Below are 24,476 nucleotides of genomic sequence, written 5' to 3'. Positions count from 1 at the left end.
CTCGAACGCCCGGCACTGGCTGCGTCTCTGCGGGTCCGACGACGAGCCGCGCCTCTCGTCCGACGGGTGCTCGGCTGCCGGGTCGGCCTCGTCGTGATGGGGGCCAGTAGTGGCTCGACTTGCCGGGGAAGGGTACACTTATACAGCCGCCAGACCGCAATTCGGATATGGACCACGACAAGGTACGGGACGTCGATCCCGCCGTCGCCGACGCCCTCGAGGGCGAGGTACAGCGCCAGCGAGAGACGTTGCAGATGATCGCCAGCGAGAACCACGTCAGCGATGCCGTCCTCGACGCGCAGGGCAGTGCCCTGACGAACAAGTACGCCGAGGGGTATCCCGGCGAGCGCTACTACGGCGGCTGTGAGTACGCCGACGAGGTCGAACAGCTCGCGATCGACCGCGCGACGGAGCTGTTCGGCGCAGAGCACGTCAACGTCCAGCCCCACTCGGGCACGCAGGCCAACCAGGCCGTCTACTTCGCGATGCTCGAGCCCGGCGACAAGATCCTCTCGCTTGATCTGACCCACGGCGGCCACTTAAGCCACGGCCACCCGGCGAACTTCACGGGCCAGCTCTATGAGGTCGAGCAGTACGAGGTCGACGCCGAGACGGGCTATCTCGACTACGAGGGGCTCGCCGAGCACGCGGCCGAGTTCGAGCCAGACATCATCGTCTCGGGCTACTCCGCGTACCCGCGTGAGGTCGAATGGGAGCGAATTCAGGACGTCGCCGACGACGTCGACGCGCTCCATCTCGCGGACATCGCGCACATCACGGGGCTCGTCGCCGCCGGCGTCCATCCCTCGCCGGTCGGTGTCGCCGACTTCGTCACCGGCAGTACGCACAAGACGATCCGCTCGGGCCGGGGCGGCATCGTCATGTGTGACGAGGAGTACGCCGACGACATCGACGCCGCCGTCTTCCCCGGTGGCCAGGGCGGCCCGCTCATGCACAACGTCGCCGGCAAGGCCGTCGGCTTCAAGGAAGCCCTCGAGCCTGAATTCGAAGAATACGCCGAGCAGACGATTGCAAACGCGAAGGCCCTCGGCGAGCGACTCTCGGAACACGGCTTCTCGCTGGTCTCTGAGGGCACCGACAACCACCTCGTGCTCGTCGACCTCCGCGAAAGTCATCCCGATACAACCGGCGGCGACGCCGAAGAAGCGCTCGAGGAGGCCGGCATCGTCCTCAACGCGAACACGGTGCCCGGCGAGACGCGCTCGGCGTTCAACCCCAGCGGCATCCGTGCTGGCACGCCGGCACTGACTACGCGTGGCTTCGACGAAGACGACTGCCGGACGGTCGCCGACCTGATCGCTCGCGTCGTCGACAGTCCCGACGACGAGAGCGTCCTCGCGGAGGTTCGCGAGGAAGTCGCGACGCTGTGTGACGAGAACCCGCTGTACGAATAGCTGACGACGCATTCGTTTTCGCTGCTGCTTTCTCGCTGTCAGACGGTCTGTTATCACTGTGTACCGGCCCACCCGCGACCGTCGTGTGTGCGCCGGAACTGACTGAGAGGCGTCCGTACCATTCGCGAGCAGCAGGAACGGCCATCAGTGCGATCTGGCTGAGTCGACGAGCAGTTCGACGATGATATCCATAGACGTGTATATTCGAGTCGAATTGAGGGCGATTCTACGCACGAATCCGGGGATTAATGAGTCTCGCGGTCGCCCACTCGAGTAATGACCGAGATCATCGACGGCAACGCGGTTGCGAGTAACATTCGAGACGAGTTGACTGAGGCGATCGAGACACTCGCAGACGCGGGCGCACGGCCGGGGCTGGCAACCGTCCTTATGGGCGACGATCCGGCGAGCCAGACCTACGTAAACATGAAACAGCGCGACTGTGAGGAGGTCGGCATCGAGAGCCACCACGTCGACGTCGACGGCGACGCCCCAGCCGAGGAACTGTTCGACACCATCGCGGATCTCAACGACAACGACGACGTCCACGGATACATCGTCCAGGCACCCGTCCCGGACCACGTCGACTACCGCGACGTGATCCGCCGGGTCGATCCCGCGAAGGACGTCGACGGCTTCCACCCCGAGAACGTCGGCCGACTCGTCGCCGGTGACGCTCGCTTCCGACCCTGTACGCCACACGGCGTCCAGAAGCTGCTCGAGTCGGCTGACGTCGACACCGAGGGCAAGGACGTAACGATCGTCGGCCGGTCTGACATCGTTGGCAAGCCGCTGGCGAACCTGCTGATCCAGAAGGCCGACGACGGCAACGCGACGGTGACGGTCTGTCACTCCCGGACCGAGAACCTCGCCGAAAAGACTCAGCGTGCAGACATCGTCGTCGCTGCCGCTGGCGTCCCGGAACTCGTCGACGGCTCGATGATCACGGAGGGGACGGTCGTAATCGACGTGGGCGTCAACCGCGTCGACGCAGACACCGAGAAGGGCTACGAACTCGTCGGCGACGTCGAGTTCGAGAGCGCAAAGGAGAAAGCCAGCGCCATCACGCCGGTTCCCGGCGGCGTCGGCCCGATGACGCGCGCGATGTTGCTATATAATACCGTCAAAGCCGCGAGCCTGCAGGAAGACGTCGCCGTGGATCTGCCCTAAGTTTCGCCGAACTCGAGGCTCGTCAGCCGCTCTTGGGCCTGCGAGAACGCCATTTCGTCGCCACGCAGGCCGTTCGTCAGATCGCGAGTCGCCGTGATCAGCTGTTCGGCGGCCTGTGGCTCGATGTCTCCGTCGAGCATCCGAACCCGCGTGACGTGTTCGCCGAGGGTCTCGAGTGCCCCTCGTTGGCTCGTAGTTAGTTCTCGATCCTCGGCCCACGTACGGATGTCGCGACGGTATTCGCGGACGGCGTTTGCGTACGCGAGTCCGCGAGCGGCACGAAGCGATGTCGGAACGTCTTCGACAGGTGGGCGCTCGCCCTGGTCGGCATCGCGGAGCAGGGCAAGGAAGTACAACTCTTCGCGTTCGTCGAGGTGGATCTCGCGGGCGACGATGTCGGCGACGTGGAGCAACTCGGTCGCGGCCAGATAGGTATCGTCGAGTTCGCGGAGGGTACCGGCGTTGACGAACCCGCGGCGGCGAACGTAGTCGCGACACCGATCGCGGGCTCGCTCGGCGAGATCGTCGGATTCGACCTCGTCGACCGCGTTTCGGACGGGAGTCAGATCGAACGCGACCTGCATGTCAGTGTGTTCGGTTCGTTCGTCGACGCCAACGCTCTGAAGGCTACCACAGGCGGGACAGCCCACGCTCCCAGTTTCATAGTACGACCAGCGGGTCCCACACTCCGTACATTCGCGCTCGCCCCGGATTTTCATGGGTCTCGCTACGGACGGCGCACAAAAAATCTCACCGGACCCAGTTTGCGAACGTCACTGTCACTACGCCCGTGAGACGAAAGAGACGGTCCAAGGCGGTGTCCGGGCGGCCGAACGCAATGGGAAGACCGTCGCTCAACAGCCAATTAACGCCAGCAACGACACGTCCCAGCAAACCAATCCAAGGAGGTGGTCTGTGAGTGCTATTCAAGTGGGCCCGTTCGACGATCGGCTACAGTAGACAGAGACACACGCTGTCGTTCCATATCGTTTCGTCCCGAAAGACAGGTGTTTCCATATGAAACGGTATGTGGGTTCGCCCGTCGTGAAGCGAGGGCGATTGATATGGTGTGGCGGCGCTTTTCCGTGCTCACCTGATAGTGACGAGTATGCGAGACGAAGCCGAAATCCGCGAACAGTACGAGTTCCTCAAAGAGCACTTAGAGAGCGACGAGATGCGCCACGACGGCGTCGAAGAGATGTTTACCTACTACAAGCGAGCACTCGGCTGGGTACTCGAGGAGGAACACATTTAGACGAGGCCCGGATCAGTGGCCGCGTCTGCTGTCAGCACTGCCGTTACATTTAAGTACACACAACGTAGTTTTCTACGTGACGCTTCGCTTGGAGGGCCGAAGCGTCAGCGGGGACCAATTCAGGGCGGCAAGCGATCGCGTGACATTTTTCCGTCACGCGATCTGCTTTCCTGTTTCACTGTGATACTGTCAACTGATGAGACTTGTCTGTACTCGCTCGAGTCGAAGTCTCTAGTGATGGATCATCCCATATAATTGTGTCGAAACAAACTATCTGGACTGTAAACATGAACCGCACATTATGGGAGCATCACCGACCGATTCGTCATCGGCATTATGGGTCTCTCGCAGCCGAAACGACACGTCTCGCTGGTAATAACCCTCTTTCGATCGAAACAACCCGATAGCCTTATTAAAATTCGACAGTAAGTGTGATTGGTACTTTCCCAATGTACGACCTGACAGGATTCCAGCGTGACTTGCTCTACGTCATCGCTGGCGAGGAGGAGCCCCACGGACTGGCGATCAAAGACGAACTCGAACAGTACTACGAGAAAGAGATTCACCACGGTCGGCTCTACCCCAACCTCGACACCCTTGTCGATAAGGGACTCGTCGAAAAGGGCCGACGCGACCGCCGAACGAACTTCTATACGCTCACTCGCCGTGGCCGGCGCGAACTCGAGGCCCGCCGCGAGTGGGAAGAACAGTACGTCGACCTATAGTCTGGGTCCGTGTTTCGTCGAGTGCCTACGATAGCGGCGCTCGAGGCCAGGTCGCGTTTCCATCGGCGGGTTGCTTATATGCGACCATGATGAACGGTCGGGGGTGAACGAGGTCGCGCTGCAGGTCGCTGAGACGCCGTTCGAGGAGACGGTCGTGCGGATCGCACTGGCCGGTGCGCTGGGGATGTTCCTCGGGCTCGAACGCGAGTGGTCTCAGAAGTCCGCCGGCATTCGGACGTTCTCGCTGATTAGTCTGCTCGCTGCCGTCTTTACCGTCCTCGCCATCGAGACCGAGTCGGCCATCGGCGAGGGGCTGTTGGTACTCGGTGGCGTGCTCGTGATCGTTCAGGGAGTGTTACTCGCCGTCCAGGGACTCATGAGCGAGGACGAAACGGGACTCTCACTGACGACGTCAGTCTCGATGCTCGTCGCCTACGGTGTCGGGGCACTGGTCGCCGTGGGCTTCATTCTCGAGGGGGTCACCGTCGCCGTGCTCTCGTCGCTGTTGCTCGTCTTGAAGCGCGAACTCCACGAGTTCGCGTGGGGACTGTCCCACGAGGAGATGCGCTCGACGATCGAGTTCGCCATCCTCGCGTTCGTCATCTACCCGATCCTCCCCGCGGAAACGACCGTCGAATTCGCCGGGCTGGCGATCCCCCTCGAGCCGCAGGTCATCTGGCTGATGGTCGTTGCCGTCGCGGGGATCGGCATCGCCAACTACGCGATCGTCACGACCTACGGCGGTCGCGGGATCGCGATCACGGGCTTTTTCGGCGGGCTGGCGTCCTCGACGGCCGTCGTCGGGACGATGCTCGATCACGTCAGGCAACGGCCCGAAGCAGCCTCCTATGCCGTCGCCGCGATCTTGCTTGCAAACGCCGCGATGGCGACACGCAATCTCGCGATCGCGGTCGGCTTTACGGCTGGTAGCGACTCCGAAATCCTCGTCGAGGCGATCGTGCCGCTCGGAGCCGTGATCGTCCTCGCGTTCGCCGTCGCCGCGCTCACTGCCGACTGGGACGAGTCCGGCCCGATGGAACTCGAGAGCCCGTTCTCGTTGCGAAACGCGCTCGGGTTCGGCGTCGTCTTCCTCGGCGTGCTCGTCTTCGGCTCGCTGGCCGAGACGTGGTTCGGCACGCTGGGCTTCTACGCGACGGCCGTCGCCAGCGGCTTCGTCTCGAGTGCCGGCGCGACCACATCGGCGGTCGTCCTCTACCGGGGCGGCCAACTGGGCGGGCCGGAGGCCACCGTCGCCATCCTGCTTGCGACCGTCTCGAGCATCGTCGTCAAGGCTCTGTTAGCATCGACGTCGACGAACACCGACTTCCGAAACCGGGTCACAGCCTACAGCGCAATCCTCCTGATCGGCGGCACGCTCGCGTCGGTGCTCGTCGTTGTGTAGGCATTAGTACCTTTATTTATCCGTGTCTAATGGTACCATATGGACCGCGCAACGGTCGAACCAGCGGTAGACGACCTCCCCGGCGAGCGGGCCCGCCAGTGGGTCAACTACCACCACCGATTTGCTGCCCCGAGTACGTACGTCTACGAGTTCGTCTGGGATGTCAGCCGTGAGGCAGTCGGCCCGTTCTGTACCGACGTCGACGGCAACATCCTGCTCGACTTTACGAGCCACGTCGCCGCCTCGCCGCTTGGCTACAACAACCCCACCATCCGCGAGCGCCTCGAGACGTTCGACCTCGTCGACCCGCTGAAGATCGCCGGGCAGGACTTCTACGTGAGCGGCGGTGGCCCGCCCGATGATCCAGAGTTCCCCGGCCCAACTCAGCTCATGGATCGACTGGTCGCGATGACGGACCACTATAACATGGATCGGGTCTTCCTCTCGAACTCCGGGGCCGAGGCTGTCGAAAATGCAATCAAGATCTGCTACGCTGCCGGCGGTCACCGGGCGTTTACCTTCGACGGCGCGTTCCACGGCCGAACGCTGGGCGCGCTCTCGCTCAACCGCTCGAAATCCGTCCACCGAACCGGCTTTCCCGAAATTCCGGGCGTCGTCAGCGCCCCCTATCCAACCACTGACGAGGAATACGACACTCGATGGCGAACTGACGGCCCCGGTGGCAACGTTATCGCCGACGCACTCCACCCAGACCGCGGCGTGATCGACCCCGACGAAGTCGCCTACGTGATCATAGAGCCGATCCAGGGCGAAGGCGGGTATCGCGTCGCTCACCCTCAGTTCGCCCGCGATCTCGAGGCGCTTCGCGAACGCTACGGCCTTCGAGTCATCGCCGACGAGATCCAGTCCGGCCTGGGCCGCACCGGCGAACTGTGGGCCGTCGACCACCTCGAGCTTACGCCCGATGTCATCACGAGTGGGAAGGGCCTCCGCGTGGGCGCAACGATTTCTCGGTCCGACGTGTTTCCCGCCGAGCAGAGCCGACTCTCCTCGACATGGGGTGCCGGCGACATCATCGCCGCTATGCAGGGTGTGCTCACGATCGACGTCATCCACGAAGACGATCTGCTCGCGAACGTCCGCGAACGGGGGAGCCAGCTTCGAGCGATTCTCACAGACGCCGTCACCGATGGCGACGCCCCAGGCGTGATCGACGTTCGCGGTCGTGGCCTGATGCTCGCCGTCGAGTTCGATACCAAAGCGCGCCGGGATACGGTCCTTGAGACGGCGTTCTCACGCGGACTGCTGACGCTTGGCTGTGGCTTCAAGACGCTGCGATTGCTGCCGCCACTGGACGTGACCGAACGGGAGATCGAACTCGGGGCGGGGCTGTTGCTCGAGGCGATCGACAGCGTTGCAGACGGCACTGACCGCTAAAATAGACCGAGAGCGCGGTGTTACTCGCTGCGGAGTTCGTTCATGTGGTCGATCCGGCGCTGAACGAGGTCGGCTTTGCCGATGTCGTGGCGCATGTGCAGCCCTTCGTCGCCGGCAACTGCGAGGGCGTCTTCGGCGATTTCCTCGGCCTCGTCGATCGAGTCGGCGACGCCGACGACGGCGAACGACCGGGAGGTCGTCGTGTAGATGCCGTCGTCGCGCTCGTCGACGCTGGCATAATAGAGCAGGGCATCGCCCGCGCTCTCTTCGTCGACCTGCACCTTCGCGCCGGCCTCGGGATCGGTCGGGTAGCCCTCCGGCACGGCGTACTTACAGACCGTCGCCTGGTCGGCAAACTCGAGTTCGGGCGGGGCCTCGCCGTCCCGTGCTGCGGTGAGCACGTCGAGGAAGTCCGTCTCGAGGACGGGCAGCGTGTTCATCGCCTCGGGGTCGCCGAAGCGAGCGTTGAACTCGATGACACGGGGGCCGGTCTCGGTCAGCATGAACTGGCCGTAGAGGATGCCACGGTAGTCCTCGAGAGCGTCGACGGTCGCCTCGATGATCGAGACGGCCTCCTCGTAGTCGTCGTCGCTCATGAACGGGAGGTCGTTCGTCGCGTCGGAGTAGCTCCCCATGCCGCCGGTGTTCGGCCCTTCATCGCCCTCGTAGGCGCGTTTGTGGTCCTGCACTGCGGGTGCGGTCTCGAACGCGCCGTTGGCGACAAATGCCTGGATCGTCACTTCCTCGCCGATCAGCCGTTCCTCGAGGACGATCCGGTCGTAATCCGATTCGCGGATGTATTCTTTGCCCTCCTCGGGCGTGACCTGATCGCCGATAACCTTGACGCCCTTGCCGCCCGTGAGGCCGGCGGGCTTGATCGCGAGGTCGCCGTCGTACTCGTCGATGAACTCGCAGGCGGCGTCCATGTCGTCGAACGTCTCGAAGTCCGGACAGCCGGGAATGTCGTTGTCGGCCATAAAGCGGCGCTGGAAGGCTTTGTCCGTCTCGATGCGGGCGTCGGCTTCCTTCGGGCCGAAGGCGTAGACGCCCGCGTCTTCGAGCGCGTCCACGACGCCAGCCTCGAGATACGATTCCGGGCCGACGACAGCCAGCGTCGCGTCGATCTCCGCAGCGTAGTCGACGACGGCGTCGGGATCGGTCGTCTCGAGCGTCTCGAAGCCCGCCGCGATGCGGGCAATGCCGGGGTTTTTGTTGCCGGCACAGGCATAGAGGTCGGCCTCGCTATCCTCGAGCGCGCGGGCGATGGCGTGTTCGCGGCCGCCACCACCGATCAACAGAACGTTCTCTCGCATGGTCGATAGCGGAACGCACGAACCTGTAAGCGTTGCTCTTTCGGCGGCCGGAAGTATCCACGTTCATGGGGTATTCGCCCGAAAATGGACGCGTTCAACGCTGCCGGCACAGATAACCTGTCGTCGGTCACGTCCGAGTGCGGAGGAACTCGTCGTCGAAGGTGAGACTGTCCTCGTCGACGGGGCTGAACTCGGCAGCCACGAGCTTACCGGCCGGATCGAAGATTTCGGATTCGTCGCGCATCACGTAGAGCTGTCCCGTGTTCGTCCCCGCAGCCTCCTGGGGAAAGAGGAGAAAGCGCTGGTTCGTGCCAAGGTACCTGGCGTGGACAGTGTTGTAATCGGTGAACAGACCGCTCTGTTCGATGTCTTGGGGAACCCAGCCCTGCGCGCCGGAGGTGATCTCGAACAGCGCACTCGAGTAGAAGTCGTCTGGACGGACGGCCGCCTCGCCACCCCCGCCCTCGAAGTACTCGAAGTCCTCGTCCTCCTCCATTTTGAAGGGCAGCTCCGCCTGCGTGACCGGTCGGTACTCGACTCGAATGAGGTTCGTGGCCGGAAGTTCCGGCGCTCCCGATCCCAGTCGGTCGTCGAAGACGTAGACCTGTCCGCGCTCGATCTGTGCGTTCGGTGGCAGGAAGAGGTATCCCTCCTCGTTCGTGTTGAAGTACTCGATGACGCGCACGCTGTGATTCCGTACCGGCTCTGCGTTTTGTACCACAGGGGCGTTCTCGAGCGGCGGTGAGACGACCCTGAAGATCGCACCGGAAAAGTACGTCTCGCGGGTGGAGATCGCGTCGCGGAAGGAAACGTCGGCTGTTTCGTCCCCGGATTCCTGGGCCGTCGTGCTCCCCGTCACTCCGAACGTAAGCGCGCCCACGGTCGCCGCACCCGTCCCGATGAATCTCCGTCGCGTCTCGAAGCGTGGTGTGTCAGTCATTGTGATCAGTCGTCTTTTCAGGCCGTTCCTTCAGCCCGTCTGTGGATAGGTTTCAGGCCGGAGTTTGCAGCCATCTCTGAACGACTGGCGTCTCGGCGGTCTCGAGACGCCGACGGCGGCGATCGGTTACTGATCGGCATTGGATCGGAGTCGATCCCGGAGGAATCCGACGAGACCGCTGACATGGCCTGCTCCCCAGATCGCTACGATCAGGCCACCGATCGCGTTGAACACGAAATCGGTGGCGATGTCGTCGACTCCGTAGACGGGAACCAGATCGCCAAGGGCGTACTCGAACGCTTCCCACAGGACGCCGGCAGCAAGGACGAAGACGATGATGAACAGCGATCGAAACGCCGACGGAACCGCCACGTCATCAGAGTGAACCTCGAGCGCCCGGAACGAAGCGTATCCGAACCCGGCGACGACAGTCGCCGAGACGGTGTGAGTTATCTCATCATACCACTGATACTGTTGGTAGATGCCGATCGAGCCGATGGAGTGGAGGAACACAGCAACGGTGATCCAGAGGACAAGCCCAGCGTCCATCGAGTACTCGTACTCCCGGCGCAACGCCGCCGGGAGGAGCGTGATACCGAGCGCGATGCTGGCCGTCACGGAAACTGAAGCCGATCCCGTTACTGCCCCGTAGCCGATTAGCCCGACCAGTGCGAGCTGTAGTATCCACACGAGGTGTCGCTCCCAGGTGTCGGACAAGCCGAGTGAATCGTCGAGCGTCATGTTGGTCCCGTGCTGTTGGTCGATCGACCGGCGGACCCGGGGGGCTCGAACTGCACGACGTACCACTCGAAGAGTCCGCCCAAGACGAAGCCGACGAGCGTGACGATGACGATGTCCTGCTGGAGTTCGGTCTGCGATCGCAGAAACGCAGTTCCGAACCACCGATCCGAGAAGAACTGGGCGACGGTCCAGAGCGCCTGCAGCGCCATCGTCGTCATGACCGCGAAGGCGACGGCGAAGCGACGGCTCAACTCGACCGACGTGAAAACCTCGAGTTCGACGACGACCACAAGCGCCAGCGCCGCGACGATGAGATACCCCGCAGCCTCGAGACCCAGCCCGGCCGTCCTGGCGACCACGGCGATGGCAGCGACCGATAGCACGGGCCAGGGAAGCATCGCCGTCCAGTCGCGGGTCGCCAGCGCCGGCAGCGACGCCACGACGACCACCAGTAACGCGAGCCCGCGCCAGAGGATGGCAGCCGTGAGCACGCTCCCGATGGCACTCAGAGCCACGATGCCGGTCAGTGACCAGCCGATAATGGCGTTCGCTCGCTGTCCGTGGACGAGGTCCTCGAGCGTCACCACTCTTAGTGACACGCGATCATACTAAAAGCCGGAGCCGGCGTAACAACCGCTACACAACGCGACCAAGCCGCCCAGCACAGAGCGTTTTTATCGACACGGTCTTGTCGACACAGTCTGAACGTGACTTCTAATGCGACAGTACCTCGAGCTCGTCGACACGGTTCTCTCGACGGGGACCTACAAACCCAATCGGACCGGCGTCGACACGATTTCGTCGTTTAGCGAGCACTACGAGGTCGACTTACAGGACGGGTATCCGCTGTTGACGACCAAAGAGATGGACGGCTATCGCTGGAATTCGATGCTCCACGAGGTCTGCTGGTATCTCTCCGGCGAGGAACACATCCGGAATCTCCGCGAGGAGACCAAGATCTGGGACGCGTGGGCTGACGATGAGGGGCGACTGGATACGGCCTACGGTCGCTTCTGGCGGCGGTATCCGATTCCCGAGGATGACGCCCAACTCGAGGGTGAGTCCTGGCCCGATTCGGCCCACCGGTGGGTCACCGAGGAAACTGACGGCCGACGGACCTTCGACCAGCTCCAGTACGTGATCGATACGCTTGCCGAGTCGCCGAACTCGCGGCGGCTCGTGGTCAACGCCTGGCATCCGGCGAACGCAGCCGTCTCGACGCTACCGCCCTGTCACTACTCGTTTGTCTTCAACGTGCAGGGAGATCAGCTGAACTGCCATCTCACCCAGCGGTCGGGCGATACCGCACTCGGGATCCCGTTCAATATCGCGGCCTATTCGTTGCTGACGAAAGTGATCGCCCAGCAGACCGACTTCGAACCCGGCACGTTCGCCCACACCGTCGTCGACGCCCACGTCTACTGCGGGCGCGGCGCGCGCGGGGAGTGGTACGCCGACAACCTCGAGACGCTGCAATCGAAGCTTGCGGCAGTCGACGACCGCGAGGAGTACCGCGAGATCAAAGCATGGCTCGAATCGGAAGCCCCACCCGAGGCAGAGGGTGACGAACGCCTTGACCACGTCCCCGGCCTGCTCGAGCAGCTCTCGCGGGAGCCACTCGAGCGCCCGACGCTCGAGGTGGCGGACGTCTCGATCGACGATCTCTCGTACGACGATGTCGAGCTTCGGGACTACGAGTCACACGACGGGATCGACTTTTCGGTGGCCGAATGAGCGGCGATCGAAACGGATCCCCACTGGAGACCGACCGCGAGCTCGTCGCGATCGTCGCCGTCGCCGACAATGGCGTGATCGGCAAGGACGGCGACATGCCCTGGCATATCCCCGCCGACCTCACGCATTTCAAGGAGACGACGATGGACCACCCGGTCATCATGGGCCGGGTCACGTACGAGGGGATTCTCGAGACGCTCGGCGAACCGCTCCCTGGCCGGACGACGGTCGTGTTGACGAGTCGGGACCTCGAGACACCTGCAAACGCCGTCGTCGCACACGACCTTGCGGATGCGCTCGAAACGGCTGAAGCCGCTGCACAGGAGCGCCACGACGACGCCGACCGGATCTTCGTCGCCGGCGGCGCGACGGTGTACGAGCAGTTTCTGCCAGCGGTCGATCGGCTGATCGTCACCGAGGTTCACGACGACCCGGACGGCGATACGTATTTCCCGGACTGGGATCGAAACTCGTTTCGAGAAGTGTCGCGGGACGAGCGTGACGGGTTCGCGTTCGTGGAGTATACCCGGCGCGAATAATGTTTCGCTGGTGGGAGTATTCGGACACACAGTCGGTGGCTGCTCCACCGAGAGGAGCGGACACGGTGGAAACGAAATCGAAACGGTGTGGTGCGTTTACGACGACACAACAGCCAATTTTGAGCGACGACCCACACCGTCTCACGCAGCGCAAGCCCGTCGGACAGCAGTCGCCTCGACAGCGGTCACGAACGGCAGTCACTGCTGATGGGGCTGCTGGCTGAGAGCAGTGGTCGATGACTGCCGCTCGAGGCTGTAAACGACTCCGAACCGGACGCCGAAGTCCGTACTACCGTTTCAGGAGAGTACCCGAAGAAAGTCATTGTTTTGCTAGATAAATCGAAGTGCCACGTTGTCGTCATATCCCCGTCAGAGTCGGCAACGCGCCGTAATCACGTCTCGCTGGCGGCCCATCGTGACCGAACTGGCCCGAAATGGTGTCCCGCTAGCACTGTGTGTAACCGGTACAAATCCCACGCCCAATAGTTGTTACGTCGACATATAGTATCGCAGTCGGCTTTCGCTTGGCAGCGCAGTTCCTGCCGAAACCGTATTACAGAGATCCCTAATAGCCCAGTTCTTCGGGTATAGCCGATCTTAGACGATGAAACAATGGAGATAACTTATGCAAAATTGGGTCAAGAATCGTCCACCCCGACAGGGGAGCACAGGTGAGAGACATGACTGATAAAGATACTGAACAAGTAGATAACTCGAGACACTCGATCGTGAAAAAAGGGGCACTCGCCACGACGGCGCTTGCCATTGGTGCAGGCGCGACGTCGGGGACTGCCGCCGCCCAAGACGACGAGAACGACACGGTAGTGGTGTTCGGAGATCACTATCGACCTGGCGTCGACTTCGATGTCATCTCGGAGTTGAACCCACAAACGAGAGATGAATTGATCGACGATTCCGGGGCGGCAGACGACGTGTTCGACGAACCGGACGACTGGGACGCATATGTCATCAGCTACGATATTGGTGAAGAAGCCCCGTCGTGGGGTATCTTGCTGACGGAAGAGGTTGACCTCGATGTCGGCGACAGCGAGACGATGGGGGAGAACGGACAGTTCCGTGACGCTGCACTGGATCTGGTCGAGGCCACTCTGTGATCCCCAGCTGACCCAGTCGAGCGGTTCGTTTTATTCACATATATTGGGCGCACGGCGGCTGTGCGATCGCGTGTGCAGTGACGGGCAGTGGCTCCGATAGTGACGCGACGTTCACTTCCGTTGATAGCGATTCGATCGACCCACAGTCGAACGACGTCGGGCGCGTCGATAGTTCGTCGGTACTCGAGAGCCACTGCAGAACGTCTATTGATCAGTAAACACGCAGAGGCCGTGATCAGTTCTCCATGGTGATTTTCGCACAGACAGTCCACGGAAATCAGTTGTTTTACTATATGAAACGTTGCAGGCATCCCATCGCCGGTGTCGCAAATAGCCAGAGCAACCGATGCAAGTCCCGGCATTGCGTCTCGCCATGTGGGACCCATCGTAATCGAGTCGGAGCATGTTCGACTTCCATCAGTCACAACCATTACCTGACCGAAGTGTGGGCTTCGACGCCCGTTTCGGTCGATAAACAACCATTGCTGACATCTTTCACCCAGAATATCGTGAAGTGCCGAAATACGGCCGTATAGGTGCATGAAACGACTATCTCGTGACTTCAATTTGTCTTAGGCAGTGAAACAATGGGGCTGACTTATGCGAAAATTGGGTCAAGGACTGTCCACCCCGAACAGGGGACTTAGGTGAGAGACATGACAGATGACGATAGCGGACTATTCGACGACTCGCGGCGTTCGTTCATGAAGAAAGGAGCGGCCGCCACGACGGCACTCGCCCTTGGCGCAAGCGCAACGGCCGGGACTGTTTCCGCCCAGGACGACGGCGACGGCGTTGTGCTCGTGTACGGCGATGACTACCAGCCTGGTACTGACTTCGAGGTCATCTCGGAGCTGAACACCCAGACGAAAGAAGACCTGATCGAAGACTCCGGCGCGGAGGACGAAGTGTTCGACGATCCGGACGACTGGGAGGCGTACATCATCAGCTACGATACGGGCACTGACGCCCCGGACTGGGGCTTCCTGCTGTCAGAGGAAGTCTCCCTCAGTTCCGGCGACAGCGACACGATGGGTGAAGACGGTGAATTCCGTGAACCTGCAGTGGACCTGATCGAGGCGACCCCCGGTGAAACCGCCAACGGCGGTAACGGCGGTAACGGCGACAACGGCGACAACGGCGATAACGGCGATAACGGTGGTAACGGCGACATGGGCGCAGACGGTGGCGACGGCGGTGACGGCGGTGGAGCCGGTGGCGGCGGCAACGAAACCGGTGCCGGTGGCGGCGGAAACTAACGCGACACACCGACTCTGTTTTTTAGCGCGAGGCCGAACACGCCACTGCTCGAGAGACAACTCGCCGATCGATGTGACAACTGCCACGTGACGACTGATAGTGCGTTCTATTATCACGCACTATACTTGGTGATTGGTAGCACCTTACAACCACGACACTGTAACACATTCTGATTAGTGATGGGTATATAATGGTTCTTCAGACAATTCTCGGGAGATTGAAAACCCCCCGGTTCGAAGGCGACGTATGGCAATCGACCAGTTCTCGGATGCGATCCGGGAATTCGAACACGACGGAGAAACGTACAAGATGGCGGATCTTACGGTTCTCGAGGAGCAGGGCCTCTGTGACCTCGATAAAATGCCCGTGAGTATCCGCATTCTGCTCGAGTCGGTGCTGCGCAACGCCGACGGCGAGACGATCGACGCCGACGCCGTCCGCGCGGCGGCCTCCTGGGAACCCGACGTGCCGGACGCCGAGGTTCCGTTTACGGTCTCGCGTGTCGTCCTGCAGGACCTGACTGGCGTGCCGGCAGTCGTCGACCTCGCGGCGCTGCGCTCTGCGGCCGACCGCAAGGGCGTCGACCCGACGGTCGTCGAGCCCGAAGTCCCCTGTGACCTCGTGATCGACCACAGCGTGCAGGTCGACCACTTCGGCAGCGAGGACGCCTACGAAAAGAACGTCGAGATCGAGTACGAGCGCAACGAAGAGCGCTACCGCGCGATCAAGTGGGCTCAGCAGGCGTTCGACGAGTTCAACGTCGTCCCGCCAGGAACGGGTATTGTCCACCAGGTCAACCTCGAACACCTCGGTCGCGTCGTCCACGAGCGCGAAGTCGACGGCGAGCAGTGGCTCGTCCCCGACACGCTCGTCGGCACTGACAGCCACACCCCGATGATCGGCGGCATCGGTGCCGTCGGGTGGGGTGTCGGTGGCATCGAGGCCGAGGCCGCACTGCTCGGTCAGCCGATCAACATGAGCCTGCCGGAAGTCGTCGGTGTCCGCCTCTCGGGCGAACTCCCCGACGGCGCGACCGCAACCGACCTCGTGCTCCACATCACGGAAAAACTGCGCCAGGTCGGCGTCGTCGACAAGTTCGTCGAGTTCTTCGGCCCCGGCGTTGCCGAGCTTTCGGTCGCCGACCGCGCGACCATCTCGAACATGGCCCCCGAACAGGGCTCGACGATCAGCATGTTCCCCGTCGACGAGAAGACGCTCGAGTATCTCGAGCTGACGGGTCGCGACCCCGACCACATCGAACTCGTCAAAGAGTACCTCGAAGCACAGGGCCTCTTCGGCGAGCAGGACCCCGAATTCACCGAGGTCGTCGACTTCGACCTCGGCGAGGTCGAACCCAGCCTCGCTGGCCACAAGAAGCCCCACGCCCGCATCCCGATGGGCAATCTCGACGAGCACTTCCCGACGCTGCTCGAGGAGCAGGGCGTCATCCCCTCGGGTGCCGCCGAAAGCGACGGCGGCCTCGTCGCCGAGCAGACGCCTGATCTCGACGAGAAGGTCCCCGTCGAACTCGAGGACGGCACCGAGATCGAGATCGGCCACGGCGACATCCTCGTCAGCGCGATCACGTCCTGTACGAACACCTCGAACCCGTCCGTGATGGTCGCGGCCGGCCTGCTTGCACGCAACGCCGCAGAGCAGGGACTCGAAGTGCCTGAGTACGTCAAGACCAGCCTCGCACCCGGGAGCCGCGTCGTCACGGAGTATCTCGAGCGTGCGGACCTGCTCGACGATCTCGAGGAACTCGGCTACCACGTCGTCGGCTACGGCTGTACGACCTGTATCGGTAACGCCGGTCCGCTGCCGGAGCCGGTCGAGGCAGCCATCGACGAACACGACCTCTGGACGACGAGCGTCCTCTCGGGCAACCGTAACTTCGAAGCCCGTATCCACCCGAAGATCAAGGCCAACTACCTCGCCAGCCCGCCGCTGGTCGTCGCCTACGGCCTCGCAGGTCGCATGGACATCGACCTCGAAGAGGAGCCGATCGGCACCAACGACGAGGGCGAGGAAGTCTACCTCGAGGACGTCTGGCCGGACACCGAGGAAGTCCGCGAGACGATCCACGACAGCGTCTCCCCCGAAATGTTCGAGGAGAAGTACTCGAGCATCTACGAGGGCGACGAGCGCTGGGAGGCACTCGACGCGCCAACCGGCGAGGTCTACGACTGGGACTCCGAATCGACGTACATCCGCGAGCCGCCGTTCTTCCAGGACTTCCCGCTCGAGGAACCCGGCGTCGACAACGTCGAGGATGCCCGCGCGCTGCTGACGCTCGGTGACACCGTCACGACCGACCACATCAGCCCCGCTGGGCCGTTCAGCGAAGACCTGCCCGCCGGCCAGTGGCTCAAAGAGCGCGGCGTCGAACCGTACGAGTTCAACACCTACGGCTCGCGCCGTGGCAACCACGAAGTCATGATGCGTGGCACCTTCGCGAACGTCCGCATCAAAAACGAGCTGCTCGACGGCAAGGAAGGTGGCTACACGATCCACCACCCGACCGACGAGGAGACCACCGTCTTCGAAGCCTCCGAGCGCTACCGCGAGGAGGACACGCCGCTGATCGTCATGGCCGGCGAGGAACTCGGGACCGGCTCGAGCCGTGACTGGGCCGCGAAGGGGACCGACCTGCTCGGTATCCGCGCGACCATCGGCAAGAGCTACGAGCGCATCTACCGTGACAACCTCATCGGCATGGGCGTCCTGCCCCTGCAGTTCAAAGACGGCGAGGGCTGGGAGGAACTCGGACTCGAAGGCGACGAGTACTTCGAGATCGAAGGCCTCGAGGACGGCCTCGAGCCGAACGCTGAGCTGACCGTGACCGCCGAGGACGACGACGGCGAGACGACCGAGTTCGAGGTCACTGCACAGGTCGACACGCCGATGGCGGTCGAGTACGTCGAGAACGGTGGCGTGCTTCACCTCGTGCTCCGTCGCCTGCTCAACGAAGAGCTGCAGTAACGGACACGGATCCACGTCTCATAGCAACTCGATTTTTTGCCGCCGTCGCTGTCTCGAGAGCGGGTCGTACGTCGGGCTTTTAGGACATACAGTCGTACGTATTCGTATGACAGCCCCTACCCAGCGCAACCGCCTCGACGAAGAGGAGAGTCCGTATCTGCGCCAGCACGCGGACAACCCCGTCAACTGGCAGCCGTGGGACGAGCAGGCCCTCGAGACGGCACGCGAACACGACGCCCCGATCTTCCTCTCGATCGGCTACTCGGCGTGTCACTGGTGTCACGTCATGGAAGAGGAAAGCTTCGCAGACGAGGCGGTCGCTGAGGTACTCAACGAGAACTTCGTCCCGATCAAGGTCGACCGCGAGGAACGGCCCGACATCGACAGCATCTACATGACCGTCTGCCAGCTCGTCTCCGGGCAGGGCGGCTGGCCGCTGTCGGCGTGGCTCACCCCCGAAGGGAAGCCGTTCTTTATTGGGACCTACTTCCCGCGGGAGGGGAAACGGGGCCAACCTGGCTTTCTCGATCTCTGTGAGCGGATCAGCGACTCCTGGGCAAGCGCCGAGGACCGCACCGAGATGGAGAGTCGCGCCCAGCAGTGGACCGACGCCGCGAAAGATCGGCTCGAGGAGACCCCCACCGAAGATGCTGACACCGACGCATCCAGCGGCCCACCCTCGAGTGCAGTCCTCGAGACGGCCGCCGACGGGATCGTGCGCAGCGCCGATCGTCGGTGCGGCGGCTTCGGCTCGAGCGGCCCGAAGTTCCCCCAGCCGTCCCGGCTTCGCGTGCTCGCGCGGGCGTACGATCGAACTGGCGAGACGGAGTACCGCGAGGTGCTCGAAGAGACCCTCGACGCGATGGCCGCCGGCGGACTCTACGACCACGTCGGCGGTGGCTTCCATCGCTACTGTGTCGACCGGGACTGGACGGTGCCCCACTTCGAGAAGATGTTGTATGACAACGCCGAGATCCCACGGGCGTTTCTGGCTGGCTACCAGCTCACTGGCGAGAATCGCTACGCCGAAGTCGTCGGCGACACCCTCGAGTTCGTCGAGCGGGAGCTGACCCACGACGACGGCGGCTTCTTCAGCACCCTCGACGCCCAGAGCGAATCGCCCGACACCGGCGAGCGAGAAGAGGGCGCGTTCTACGTCTGGACGCCCGACGAGGTCCACGACGTCATCGAGCACGAACCCGACGCTGCCCTCTTTTGTAAGCGCTACGACATTACCGAATCGGGCAACTTCGAGGGACAGAGCCAGCCCAACCGCGTGACGCCGGTGTCGGAACTCGCCGTCGGCTTCGACCTCGAGGAAAGCGAGGTTCTGAAGCGACTCGACTCGATCCGTCAGCAACTCTTCGAGGCCCGCGAGGAGCGCCCACGCCCCAACCGCGACGAGAAGATACTCGCAGGCTGGAACGGGCTGATGATCTCGACCTACGCCGAGGCGGCGCTCGTGCTGGGCGAGGACGACTACGCCGAAACCGCCGTTGACGCCCTCGAGTTCGTCCGCGACCGGCTCTGGGATGCAGATGAGCGGCGGCTGTCACGGCGCTACAAGGGTGGGGACGTGGCCGTCGACGGCTACCTCGAGGACTACGCCTTCCTCGCACGTGGCGCACTCGACTGCTATCAGGCCACCGGCGAGGTCGACCACCTCGCCTTTGCGCTCGAGCTCGCGCGGGTCATCGAGGCCGAGTTCTGGGATGCAGACCGCGGCACACTCTATTTCACGCCCGAGAGCGGCGAGTCACTGGTCACTCGACCCCAAGAACTGAGCGACCAGTCGACGCCGTCGGCGGCCGGCGTGGCAGTCGAGACCCTCCTCGCGCTCGACGAGTTCGCGACGGGGGACTTCGAGGAGATCGCCGCGACCGTCCTCGAGACCCATGCGAACACGCTCGAGGCGAACGCACTCGAGCACGCGACGCTGTGTCTCGCCGCCGACCGGCTCGAGTCGGGTGCGCTCGAAGTCACGGTTGCAGCCGACGAGTTGCCCGCCACGTGGCGCGACCGGTTCACATCGCGATACTTCCCCGACCGGCTGTTCGCGCTGCGGCCGCCGACCGAGGACGGGCTCGAGACCTGGCTCGATCGATTGGGTCTGACGGATGCACCGCCGATCTGGGCCGGTCGCGAGGCTCGCGACGGCGAGCCAACGCTGTACGTCTGTCGGAATCGGACGTGCTCGCCGCCGACCCACGACGTCGACGAGGCGCTCGAATGGCTCGATGGCGAGGGCGCTCCCGAAGGAGGGAGCACGCAGAGTCAGGGCAACGACGCGCCGTTTTAGGAAACCAGTTCGGTCGGCTGCAGACGCGGCGTCTTAGGCTGTGTCGATCTCGAAGGCGGCCTCGAGTTCGTCGGCAAGCCAGACCGCGGGTGGGACCGCTTCTTCCTCGACGAAGCGGGTCACTTCCTCGCCGTCGTCGGTTTCGACGACGATCGTCGGAATATATTCGATGTCGTACGCCTCGACGCCGGGACCTTCTTTGTCTTGATCGAGGGCGAACTCCTCGATTCGGTCGGCGGGAACTTCGGCGGCCGCGAGTGCAGCCCCGAAATCGGGCAACAGGGCGCGACAGTCCTTACACCAGTCGCCGCCCCAGACCTTGTACACTAGTTCGTCGCTGTGTGCTGCGAGCGTGTCGACCGCGTCCTCGTAGCTGGCCGCATCCCACGTGGGGTTCGGCCGCATGGTCTCGAGACTCATGGGCAGTGCTTGCGGTGGGAGTCGCTTAACTGCCTCGCTCGCGACACGGAACGCTCACAGTTCCCCGGCCCAGCAAGTGCCGACTAACGGATGCCGTGTCGTTCTCGGCGTTGGTCGCCCCGCTCGGATAACTCGGTCACGACGGATTCGACCGTCTCGACTTTCGAGAACTGCTCTTCGATCGCGGCAGTGACCCGCTCGAGATCGTCACCGATCGACTGGATTTCGTCGTCGATCGCATCGAGCCGTGCGGCCATCTCCTGTGTGTTCGACGCCTGGTCGTCGACGAGCGACGAGAGTTCGCGGACGTCGTCTGTAAAGGTAGTTACGCTCTCCCGAACGTCGTCGATTGCCTCGTAGACATCCGAACTTCGCTCGAGGTTGCGCTCGAGCCGTTGCTGATTTTCATCGATCGACCGACGCGTTTCGTCAGTCTGCTCACGGAGGGTCGCGACGCGCTCGTCGGCCGCTTTTGTCTGGCGCTGTATCGTCTCGGAGAGTTGTTGGAACTCGTCGGCGACGACGGTGAAACTATCGTCAGGTCGCGAGCGACTGGCCTCGACGTTTGCGTTGACCGCGAGCGTCTTCGTCTTTTCTGCAGCCTCGCCGATCACGTCGTGAATGTCGTCGAGTTCGTCGAGCGTCTCCTCGAGCGTCTCGAGCTCACGGGAGGCGTGTGCTTCGGCGTCGGTGGCGTCCTCCATCGACTCGAGCAACTGTTCGCAGCGGTCTTCGCCGGTTTCGACGCGATCGAGGAGTCCCTCGCCCTCGAGAATCGACTCCGTGGTCGTTGCGAGTTGTTCGATCGCGACGCTGATCTCTTGCATGTCCGACGACGCCAGTTGCGTCTGTTCGGATTGTCGTTCGACGGAGCGATTGATGTCATCGACGTTCTGTCCGATCGCTTCGCCAGCCGTCGAAATATCCTGCATCGAGTGCGACACTCTGTTCGTGACGTGCTGTTGGTGCTCGAGAAGGTCCTCGACGCTCGAGTAGGAGTCGATGTAGGTGTCGATCGCGACCTGCATGTCGAGATTGATGATCTTCAAAATCGAGTGGAGTTCGTCGATACGCGTATCGATCCGTTCGGAGAGTTCGTCCTCGAGTTCTTCGATCGTCGTTTCGAACGCCTCGTCGTCATCGGTATCGGTGCCACCACGACCCAGGAGTGATGACAGTCGGCCTGTGCTCTCATCGTCGTCGTCCTGTCGCTGTGCCTGCCGATCGATCGCTGCCCTGATCGCCTCCGAGATGTCCGACTGAATCCGTTCCGAGATGATCGGGAGGAGAAGGTTATAATAGACGCCGTACTGGCCGATATAGTGTTTCATCGGCATCTCGAGCATGTCGTGTAGCTTTCCGATCCGGGCGCGGTTCTCGAAGTAGCCCTGATCATAGTCCCCCGTCGCGAGAGTCACGAGATACATTTTCTGGGACCACTTGAGTTGCTCGACACTTCGCGGCGACCGATCGATGATCTCACGGACTTGGGGGTTGTCCTCGATTTTCTCGTAGAACATCTCCGCGACATCGTCGCCACGGAGGTTGAACGTCTCCTCGTATCGGCGGAGTCGCTCGATGTCTTCGTCGGTAAAGTCGATGTACTGTTTTCGCCACTCGATTTCGTCTTCGGTAAGTCCGATTCGGTCGACAAGATCTCCCGCATCGACGTTGCTACTGTATCCGACGGAGCCAAACTGAGGCGTTTCCCCCATAAAAATACAACAGAAAATCATGCATAAATAGATGCTGGCTACACAAGTGGCACACAAGTGGACACAACGGCAGCAAGCGGAGCGACGACCGTGGGTGGCCCGGGACGTGACCACCGGCACGTCCTGCCTGCGTCCAGCATGGGTTTACGTCTCCACTGCTTACTGCCCGTCAATGAAAGGGAGTATCCTGGACACCATCGGTTCGCCGCTCGTTCAGGTCGATTCACCGGATGGCGTGACAGTCGCCGCGAAGATCGAATCGTTCAACCCCGGCGGCTCGGCCAAGGACCGGCCGGCCCGCGAGATGATCCGGGCCGCCGAACGTGACGGCCTGATCGAGCCCGGCGACTGGCTCGTCGAGCCGACCAGCGGCAACACGGGTATCGGACTCGCACTCGTCGCGGCCGCCCGCGATTACGACCTGACGATCGTCATGCCCGCCAACAAATCCAAGGAGCGCCGCCAGATCATGGCTGCCTACGGGGCCGACCTCGAACTCGTCGACGGCGACATGTCGGACGCCCGGGAACGGGCCGACGAACTCGAGGCAGAGGGTGCAATCCAGCTGGGCCAGTTCGAGAACCCGGCGAACCCCGACGCCCACTACAAGACGACCGGCGCAGAGATCATCGAGCAGGTCGGCGACCGCGAGATCGATGCGTTCGTCGCCGGCGTCGGCACTGGCGGCACGCTCTCTGGAACCGGTCGACGGCTTCGCGAGGAGTTCCCCGACATGGAGATCATCGCCGTCGAACCCGAGCGCAACGCTGTCCTCTCGACCGGCGAGGCCGGCGACGACGATTTCCAGGGGATGGGGCCTGGCTTCGTCAGCGACAACCTCGATCGTGACCTGATCGACCGCGTCGAGACGGTGCGACTTGAAAACGCCGAAGACGAGTGTCGCCGCCTCGCTCGCGAGGAAGGCGTCCTCGTCGGCCAATCCAGCGGCGCGACGAGTCTTGTCTCCCAGCGGATCGCCAGCGAAATGGCCGACCCGAATGTCGAGTGCCCGACAGTTCCGTCGGCCTTCGACGATATCGATGCGTCGGCTGCGTCCGAAACCGACGGCGGACAGCAAGCCGACGACTGCCCACTGGTCGTCACCGTCTTCTGGGATAGCGGCGAGCGGTATCTCTCGACCGGACTCTTCGACTGAGACCGTTCAAGCAAACGAAAAGACCTGTTTTACCTAGCCGAACCGCCTTTAGGTCGCTCATCATACCAGCAGTCACGATGACACGTCTCTCCAGACGGACCATGCTGTGTACTACGACGACAGTCGTCGGCCTCTCGGCCGGCTGTCTCGCCGACGACACGTCACAGCCAGCCGATGACGATGGCGACGACGCGACCGACGACGACAACAGCTCTCCGACGGACAACACCGAAAACAACCCCGACCCCGTCGGCGACGCGATCGAGGACGTGCCGGACGGACTAGCCGATGGCCGGACGCTGACGTACCAGTCTTCCACCTCGGGAGAGCCTGACATAACGGTCCTGCGAGATGCCGATAGAGCGGCGGAGTGGCTCGACGAACGAGGGTCGCTGCGCAACGCCGACGCAGTTGCCACGTTCATCGATGCAACTGACTTCGAGATGTCGATTCTCGTCTCGCTCTCAGACGAGGCACCCACCCCGTGTTACGAGGTGGTCCTCGAGGCGATCACCATCGAGGCGGGCGAGAGCGGCGACGGCGACAGTTCTGCCAGTAAACCCAAGACGAGCGACAGTGACGGCCGAAATGCCGATGAAGACGAGACACTCGTCCTCGAGGCAGCCGTCCATGAGACCGCCGAAGACCAGGTCTGCGCGCAGACGATCACGACCGTCGGCCGACTCGTTCGCGTGACCTTCGAGTCGGAACCGCTAACGACGGTGTCGGCCACGCTCGTCGGTCACGATGGGTCAACGTACGGTGCCACGATGGGCAGCGACAGTGGCTCCGCGTCCGCGAGTTCGACCGTCGAGTCCGAATGGGGCTCCGGCAGCGACCGCCAGTCATCCGACTCATAATCGTTAGCTCGAGAGCCTCGTTCCGGTCGCCGCCGTC

22 protein-coding genes are annotated in these 24,476 nt (G+C 62.6%); 15 read left to right on the top strand and 7 right to left on the bottom strand.

Annotation, left to right across the window (positions count from 1 at the left end):
- Nucleotides 1-167: 167 nt before the first annotated feature.
- A complete protein-coding gene (gene glyA / locus BSG09_RS01485; RefSeq protein ID WP_092929352.1) occupies nt 168-1,415 on the top strand; it encodes a serine hydroxymethyltransferase in 1,248 nt (415 codons plus the stop codon).
- Nucleotides 1,416-1,691: 276 nt separating this feature from the next.
- Nucleotides 1,692-2,585 (top strand): bifunctional methylenetetrahydrofolate dehydrogenase/methenyltetrahydrofolate cyclohydrolase, encoded by an 894-nt coding sequence (locus BSG09_RS01480; RefSeq protein WP_092929350.1) that lies wholly within the window; start codon nt 1,692-1,694, stop codon nt 2,583-2,585.
- Here BSG09_RS01480 and BSG09_RS01475 read toward each other — a convergent pair.
- Entirely contained in the window at nt 2,582-3,304 is a 723-nt protein-coding gene (locus tag BSG09_RS01475) for a DUF7117 family protein (RefSeq protein WP_092929347.1), read from the bottom strand. The genes BSG09_RS01480 and BSG09_RS01475 overlap by 4 nt on opposite strands.
- A gap of 389 nt (nt 3,305-3,693) precedes the next feature.
- On the opposite strand from BSG09_RS01475, the gene BSG09_RS20585 reads away from it, so the two are divergent.
- From BSG09_RS20585 to BSG09_RS01460, 4 genes are all read left to right on the top strand, one after another.
- Complete coding sequence (locus BSG09_RS20585) at nt 3,694-3,840, top strand: hypothetical protein (RefSeq protein ID WP_008010059.1); 147 nt, start codon at nt 3,694-3,696, stop codon at nt 3,838-3,840.
- Nucleotides 3,841-4,289: 449 nt separating this feature from the next.
- Nucleotides 4,290-4,565, top strand: coding sequence for a PadR family transcriptional regulator (locus BSG09_RS01470; protein ID WP_008010057.1), 276 nt, complete (start codon nt 4,290-4,292; stop codon nt 4,563-4,565).
- A 103-nt stretch (nt 4,566-4,668) separates the two neighbouring features.
- Nucleotides 4,669-5,967: an MgtC/SapB family protein gene (locus BSG09_RS01465; RefSeq protein ID WP_092929345.1), complete on the top strand. Its 1,299-nt coding sequence runs from the start codon at nt 4,669-4,671 to the stop codon at nt 5,965-5,967.
- 39 nt (nt 5,968-6,006) lie between these two features.
- Entirely contained in the window at nt 6,007-7,365 is a 1,359-nt protein-coding gene (locus BSG09_RS01460) for an aminotransferase class III-fold pyridoxal phosphate-dependent enzyme (RefSeq protein WP_092929343.1), read from the top strand.
- Between the two features lie 20 nt (nt 7,366-7,385).
- Here BSG09_RS01460 and purD read toward each other — a convergent pair whose 3' ends face one another.
- The 4 genes from purD to BSG09_RS01440 all read right to left on the bottom strand — a co-directional run bounded on the left by purD (nt 7,386) and on the right by BSG09_RS01440 (nt 10,943).
- The gene (gene purD, locus BSG09_RS01455; RefSeq protein ID WP_092929341.1) at nt 7,386-8,678 is read right to left on the bottom strand and encodes a phosphoribosylamine--glycine ligase; all 1,293 of its coding nucleotides are present in this window, start codon (nt 8,676-8,678) and stop codon (nt 7,386-7,388) included.
- A gap of 127 nt (nt 8,679-8,805) precedes the next feature.
- Nucleotides 8,806-9,618 carry a hypothetical protein gene (locus BSG09_RS01450; protein ID WP_092929339.1) on the bottom strand — a complete coding sequence of 271 codons (813 nt, stop codon included), beginning with the start codon at nt 9,616-9,618 and terminating at the stop codon, nt 8,806-8,808.
- A 126-nt stretch (nt 9,619-9,744) separates the two neighbouring features.
- Nucleotides 9,745-10,359, bottom strand: a complete 615-nt coding sequence (locus BSG09_RS01445; protein WP_092929337.1) for a hypothetical protein — start codon at nt 10,357-10,359, stop codon at nt 9,745-9,747.
- Nucleotides 10,356-10,943, bottom strand: coding sequence for a hypothetical protein (locus BSG09_RS01440; RefSeq protein ID WP_092929335.1), 588 nt, complete (start codon nt 10,941-10,943; stop codon nt 10,356-10,358). The genes BSG09_RS01445 and BSG09_RS01440 overlap by 4 nt, the downstream gene beginning before the upstream one ends.
- A gap of 133 nt (nt 10,944-11,076) precedes the next feature.
- On the opposite strand from BSG09_RS01440, the gene thyA reads away from it, so the two are divergent.
- The 7 genes from thyA (at nt 11,077) to BSG09_RS01410 (ending at nt 20,288) form a co-directional block, all read left to right on the top strand.
- Nucleotides 11,077-12,093: a thymidylate synthase gene (gene thyA / locus BSG09_RS01435; RefSeq protein WP_092929333.1), complete on the top strand. Its 1,017-nt coding sequence runs from the start codon at nt 11,077-11,079 to the stop codon at nt 12,091-12,093.
- Entirely contained in the window at nt 12,090-12,632 is a 543-nt protein-coding gene (locus BSG09_RS01430) for a dihydrofolate reductase (protein WP_092929331.1), read from the top strand. Before thyA ends, BSG09_RS01430 begins: the two co-directional genes overlap by 4 nt.
- A 65-nt stretch (nt 12,633-12,697) precedes the next feature.
- Nucleotides 12,698-12,856 carry a hypothetical protein gene (locus BSG09_RS21075; RefSeq protein ID WP_217650111.1) on the top strand — a complete coding sequence of 53 codons (159 nt, stop codon included), beginning with the start codon at nt 12,698-12,700 and terminating at the stop codon, nt 12,854-12,856.
- Nucleotides 12,857-13,360: 504 nt separating this feature from the next.
- Nucleotides 13,361-13,747 (top strand): calcium-binding protein, encoded by a 387-nt coding sequence (locus BSG09_RS01425; protein ID WP_223174675.1) that lies wholly within the window; start codon nt 13,361-13,363, stop codon nt 13,745-13,747.
- Between the two features lie 656 nt (nt 13,748-14,403).
- Nucleotides 14,404-15,006, top strand: a complete 603-nt coding sequence (locus BSG09_RS01420) for a twin-arginine translocation signal domain-containing protein (protein ID WP_092929327.1) — start codon at nt 14,404-14,406, stop codon at nt 15,004-15,006.
- Between the two features lie 247 nt (nt 15,007-15,253).
- Nucleotides 15,254-17,989 (top strand): aconitate hydratase AcnA, encoded by a 2,736-nt coding sequence (gene acnA / locus BSG09_RS01415; RefSeq protein WP_092929325.1) that lies wholly within the window; start codon nt 15,254-15,256, stop codon nt 17,987-17,989.
- A gap of 106 nt (nt 17,990-18,095) precedes the next feature.
- Nucleotides 18,096-20,288 (top strand): thioredoxin domain-containing protein, encoded by a 2,193-nt coding sequence (locus tag BSG09_RS01410; RefSeq protein ID WP_092929323.1) that lies wholly within the window; start codon nt 18,096-18,098, stop codon nt 20,286-20,288.
- 33 nt (nt 20,289-20,321) lie between these two features.
- Here BSG09_RS01410 and BSG09_RS01405 read toward each other — a convergent pair whose 3' ends face one another.
- Both BSG09_RS01405 and BSG09_RS01400 read right to left on the bottom strand, forming a co-directional pair.
- Nucleotides 20,322-20,708 (bottom strand): TlpA family protein disulfide reductase, encoded by a 387-nt coding sequence (locus BSG09_RS01405; protein WP_092929321.1) that lies wholly within the window; start codon nt 20,706-20,708, stop codon nt 20,322-20,324.
- 83 nt (nt 20,709-20,791) lie between these two features.
- Nucleotides 20,792-22,423, bottom strand: coding sequence for a globin-coupled sensor protein (locus BSG09_RS01400; protein WP_092929319.1), 1,632 nt, complete (start codon nt 22,421-22,423; stop codon nt 20,792-20,794).
- Between the two features lie 172 nt (nt 22,424-22,595).
- Between BSG09_RS01400 and BSG09_RS01395 the strand changes: the two genes are divergently transcribed.
- Nucleotides 22,596-23,579, top strand: a complete 984-nt coding sequence (locus BSG09_RS01395) for a PLP-dependent cysteine synthase family protein (RefSeq protein ID WP_092929317.1) — start codon at nt 22,596-22,598, stop codon at nt 23,577-23,579.
- Between the two features lie 101 nt (nt 23,580-23,680).
- Nucleotides 23,681-24,439, top strand: coding sequence for a hypothetical protein (locus BSG09_RS01390; protein WP_254799166.1), 759 nt, complete (start codon nt 23,681-23,683; stop codon nt 24,437-24,439).
- Nucleotides 24,440-24,476: the final 37 nt, after the last annotated feature.

This window comes from Natrinema hispanicum (assembly GCF_900111485.1).
Taxonomy (GTDB): Archaea; Halobacteriota; Halobacteria; order Halobacteriales; family Natrialbaceae; genus Natrinema; species Natrinema hispanicum_A.
The sequence above is the reverse complement of the archived record's forward strand: the minus strand, read 5'-3'. Positions and strand labels throughout refer to the sequence as shown.

What these genes read in the sequence shown, in the direction of transcription:
- BSG09_RS01480 (WP_092929350.1), top strand. Translation starts at nt 1,692, where the DNA reads ATGACCGAGATCATCGACGGCAACGCGGTTGCGAGTAACATTCGAGAC.
- BSG09_RS01405 (WP_092929321.1), bottom strand. Translation starts at nt 20,708, where the DNA reads ATGAGTCTCGAGACCATGCGGCCGAACCCCACGTGGGATGCGGCCAGC.
- thyA (WP_092929333.1), top strand. Translation starts at nt 11,077, where the DNA reads ATGCGACAGTACCTCGAGCTCGTCGACACGGTTCTCTCGACGGGGACC.
- BSG09_RS01400 (WP_092929319.1), bottom strand. Translation starts at nt 22,423, where the DNA reads ATGGGGGAAACGCCTCAGTTTGGCTCCGTCGGATACAGTAGCAACGTC.
- BSG09_RS01420 (WP_092929327.1), top strand. Translation starts at nt 14,404, where the DNA reads ATGACAGATGACGATAGCGGACTATTCGACGACTCGCGGCGTTCGTTC.
- BSG09_RS01445 (WP_092929337.1), bottom strand. Translation starts at nt 10,359, where the DNA reads ATGACGCTCGACGATTCACTCGGCTTGTCCGACACCTGGGAGCGACAC.
- purD (WP_092929341.1), bottom strand. Translation starts at nt 8,678, where the DNA reads ATGCGAGAGAACGTTCTGTTGATCGGTGGTGGCGGCCGCGAACACGCC.
- BSG09_RS01475 (WP_092929347.1), bottom strand. Translation starts at nt 3,304, where the DNA reads ATGAAAATCCGGGGCGAGCGCGAATGTACGGAGTGTGGGACCCGCTGG.
- BSG09_RS20585 (WP_008010059.1), top strand. Translation starts at nt 3,694, where the DNA reads ATGCGAGACGAAGCCGAAATCCGCGAACAGTACGAGTTCCTCAAAGAG.
- BSG09_RS01390 (WP_254799166.1), top strand. Translation starts at nt 23,681, where the DNA reads ATGCTGTGTACTACGACGACAGTCGTCGGCCTCTCGGCCGGCTGTCTC.
- BSG09_RS01430 (WP_092929331.1), top strand. Translation starts at nt 12,090, where the DNA reads ATGAGCGGCGATCGAAACGGATCCCCACTGGAGACCGACCGCGAGCTC.
- glyA (WP_092929352.1), top strand. Translation starts at nt 168, where the DNA reads ATGGACCACGACAAGGTACGGGACGTCGATCCCGCCGTCGCCGACGCC.
- BSG09_RS01470 (WP_008010057.1), top strand. Translation starts at nt 4,290, where the DNA reads ATGTACGACCTGACAGGATTCCAGCGTGACTTGCTCTACGTCATCGCT.
- BSG09_RS01410 (WP_092929323.1), top strand. Translation starts at nt 18,096, where the DNA reads ATGACAGCCCCTACCCAGCGCAACCGCCTCGACGAAGAGGAGAGTCCG.
- BSG09_RS01460 (WP_092929343.1), top strand. Translation starts at nt 6,007, where the DNA reads ATGGACCGCGCAACGGTCGAACCAGCGGTAGACGACCTCCCCGGCGAG.
- acnA (WP_092929325.1), top strand. Translation starts at nt 15,254, where the DNA reads ATGGCAATCGACCAGTTCTCGGATGCGATCCGGGAATTCGAACACGAC.
- BSG09_RS01395 (WP_092929317.1), top strand. Translation starts at nt 22,596, where the DNA reads ATGAAAGGGAGTATCCTGGACACCATCGGTTCGCCGCTCGTTCAGGTC.
- BSG09_RS01450 (WP_092929339.1), bottom strand. Translation starts at nt 9,618, where the DNA reads ATGACTGACACACCACGCTTCGAGACGCGACGGAGATTCATCGGGACG.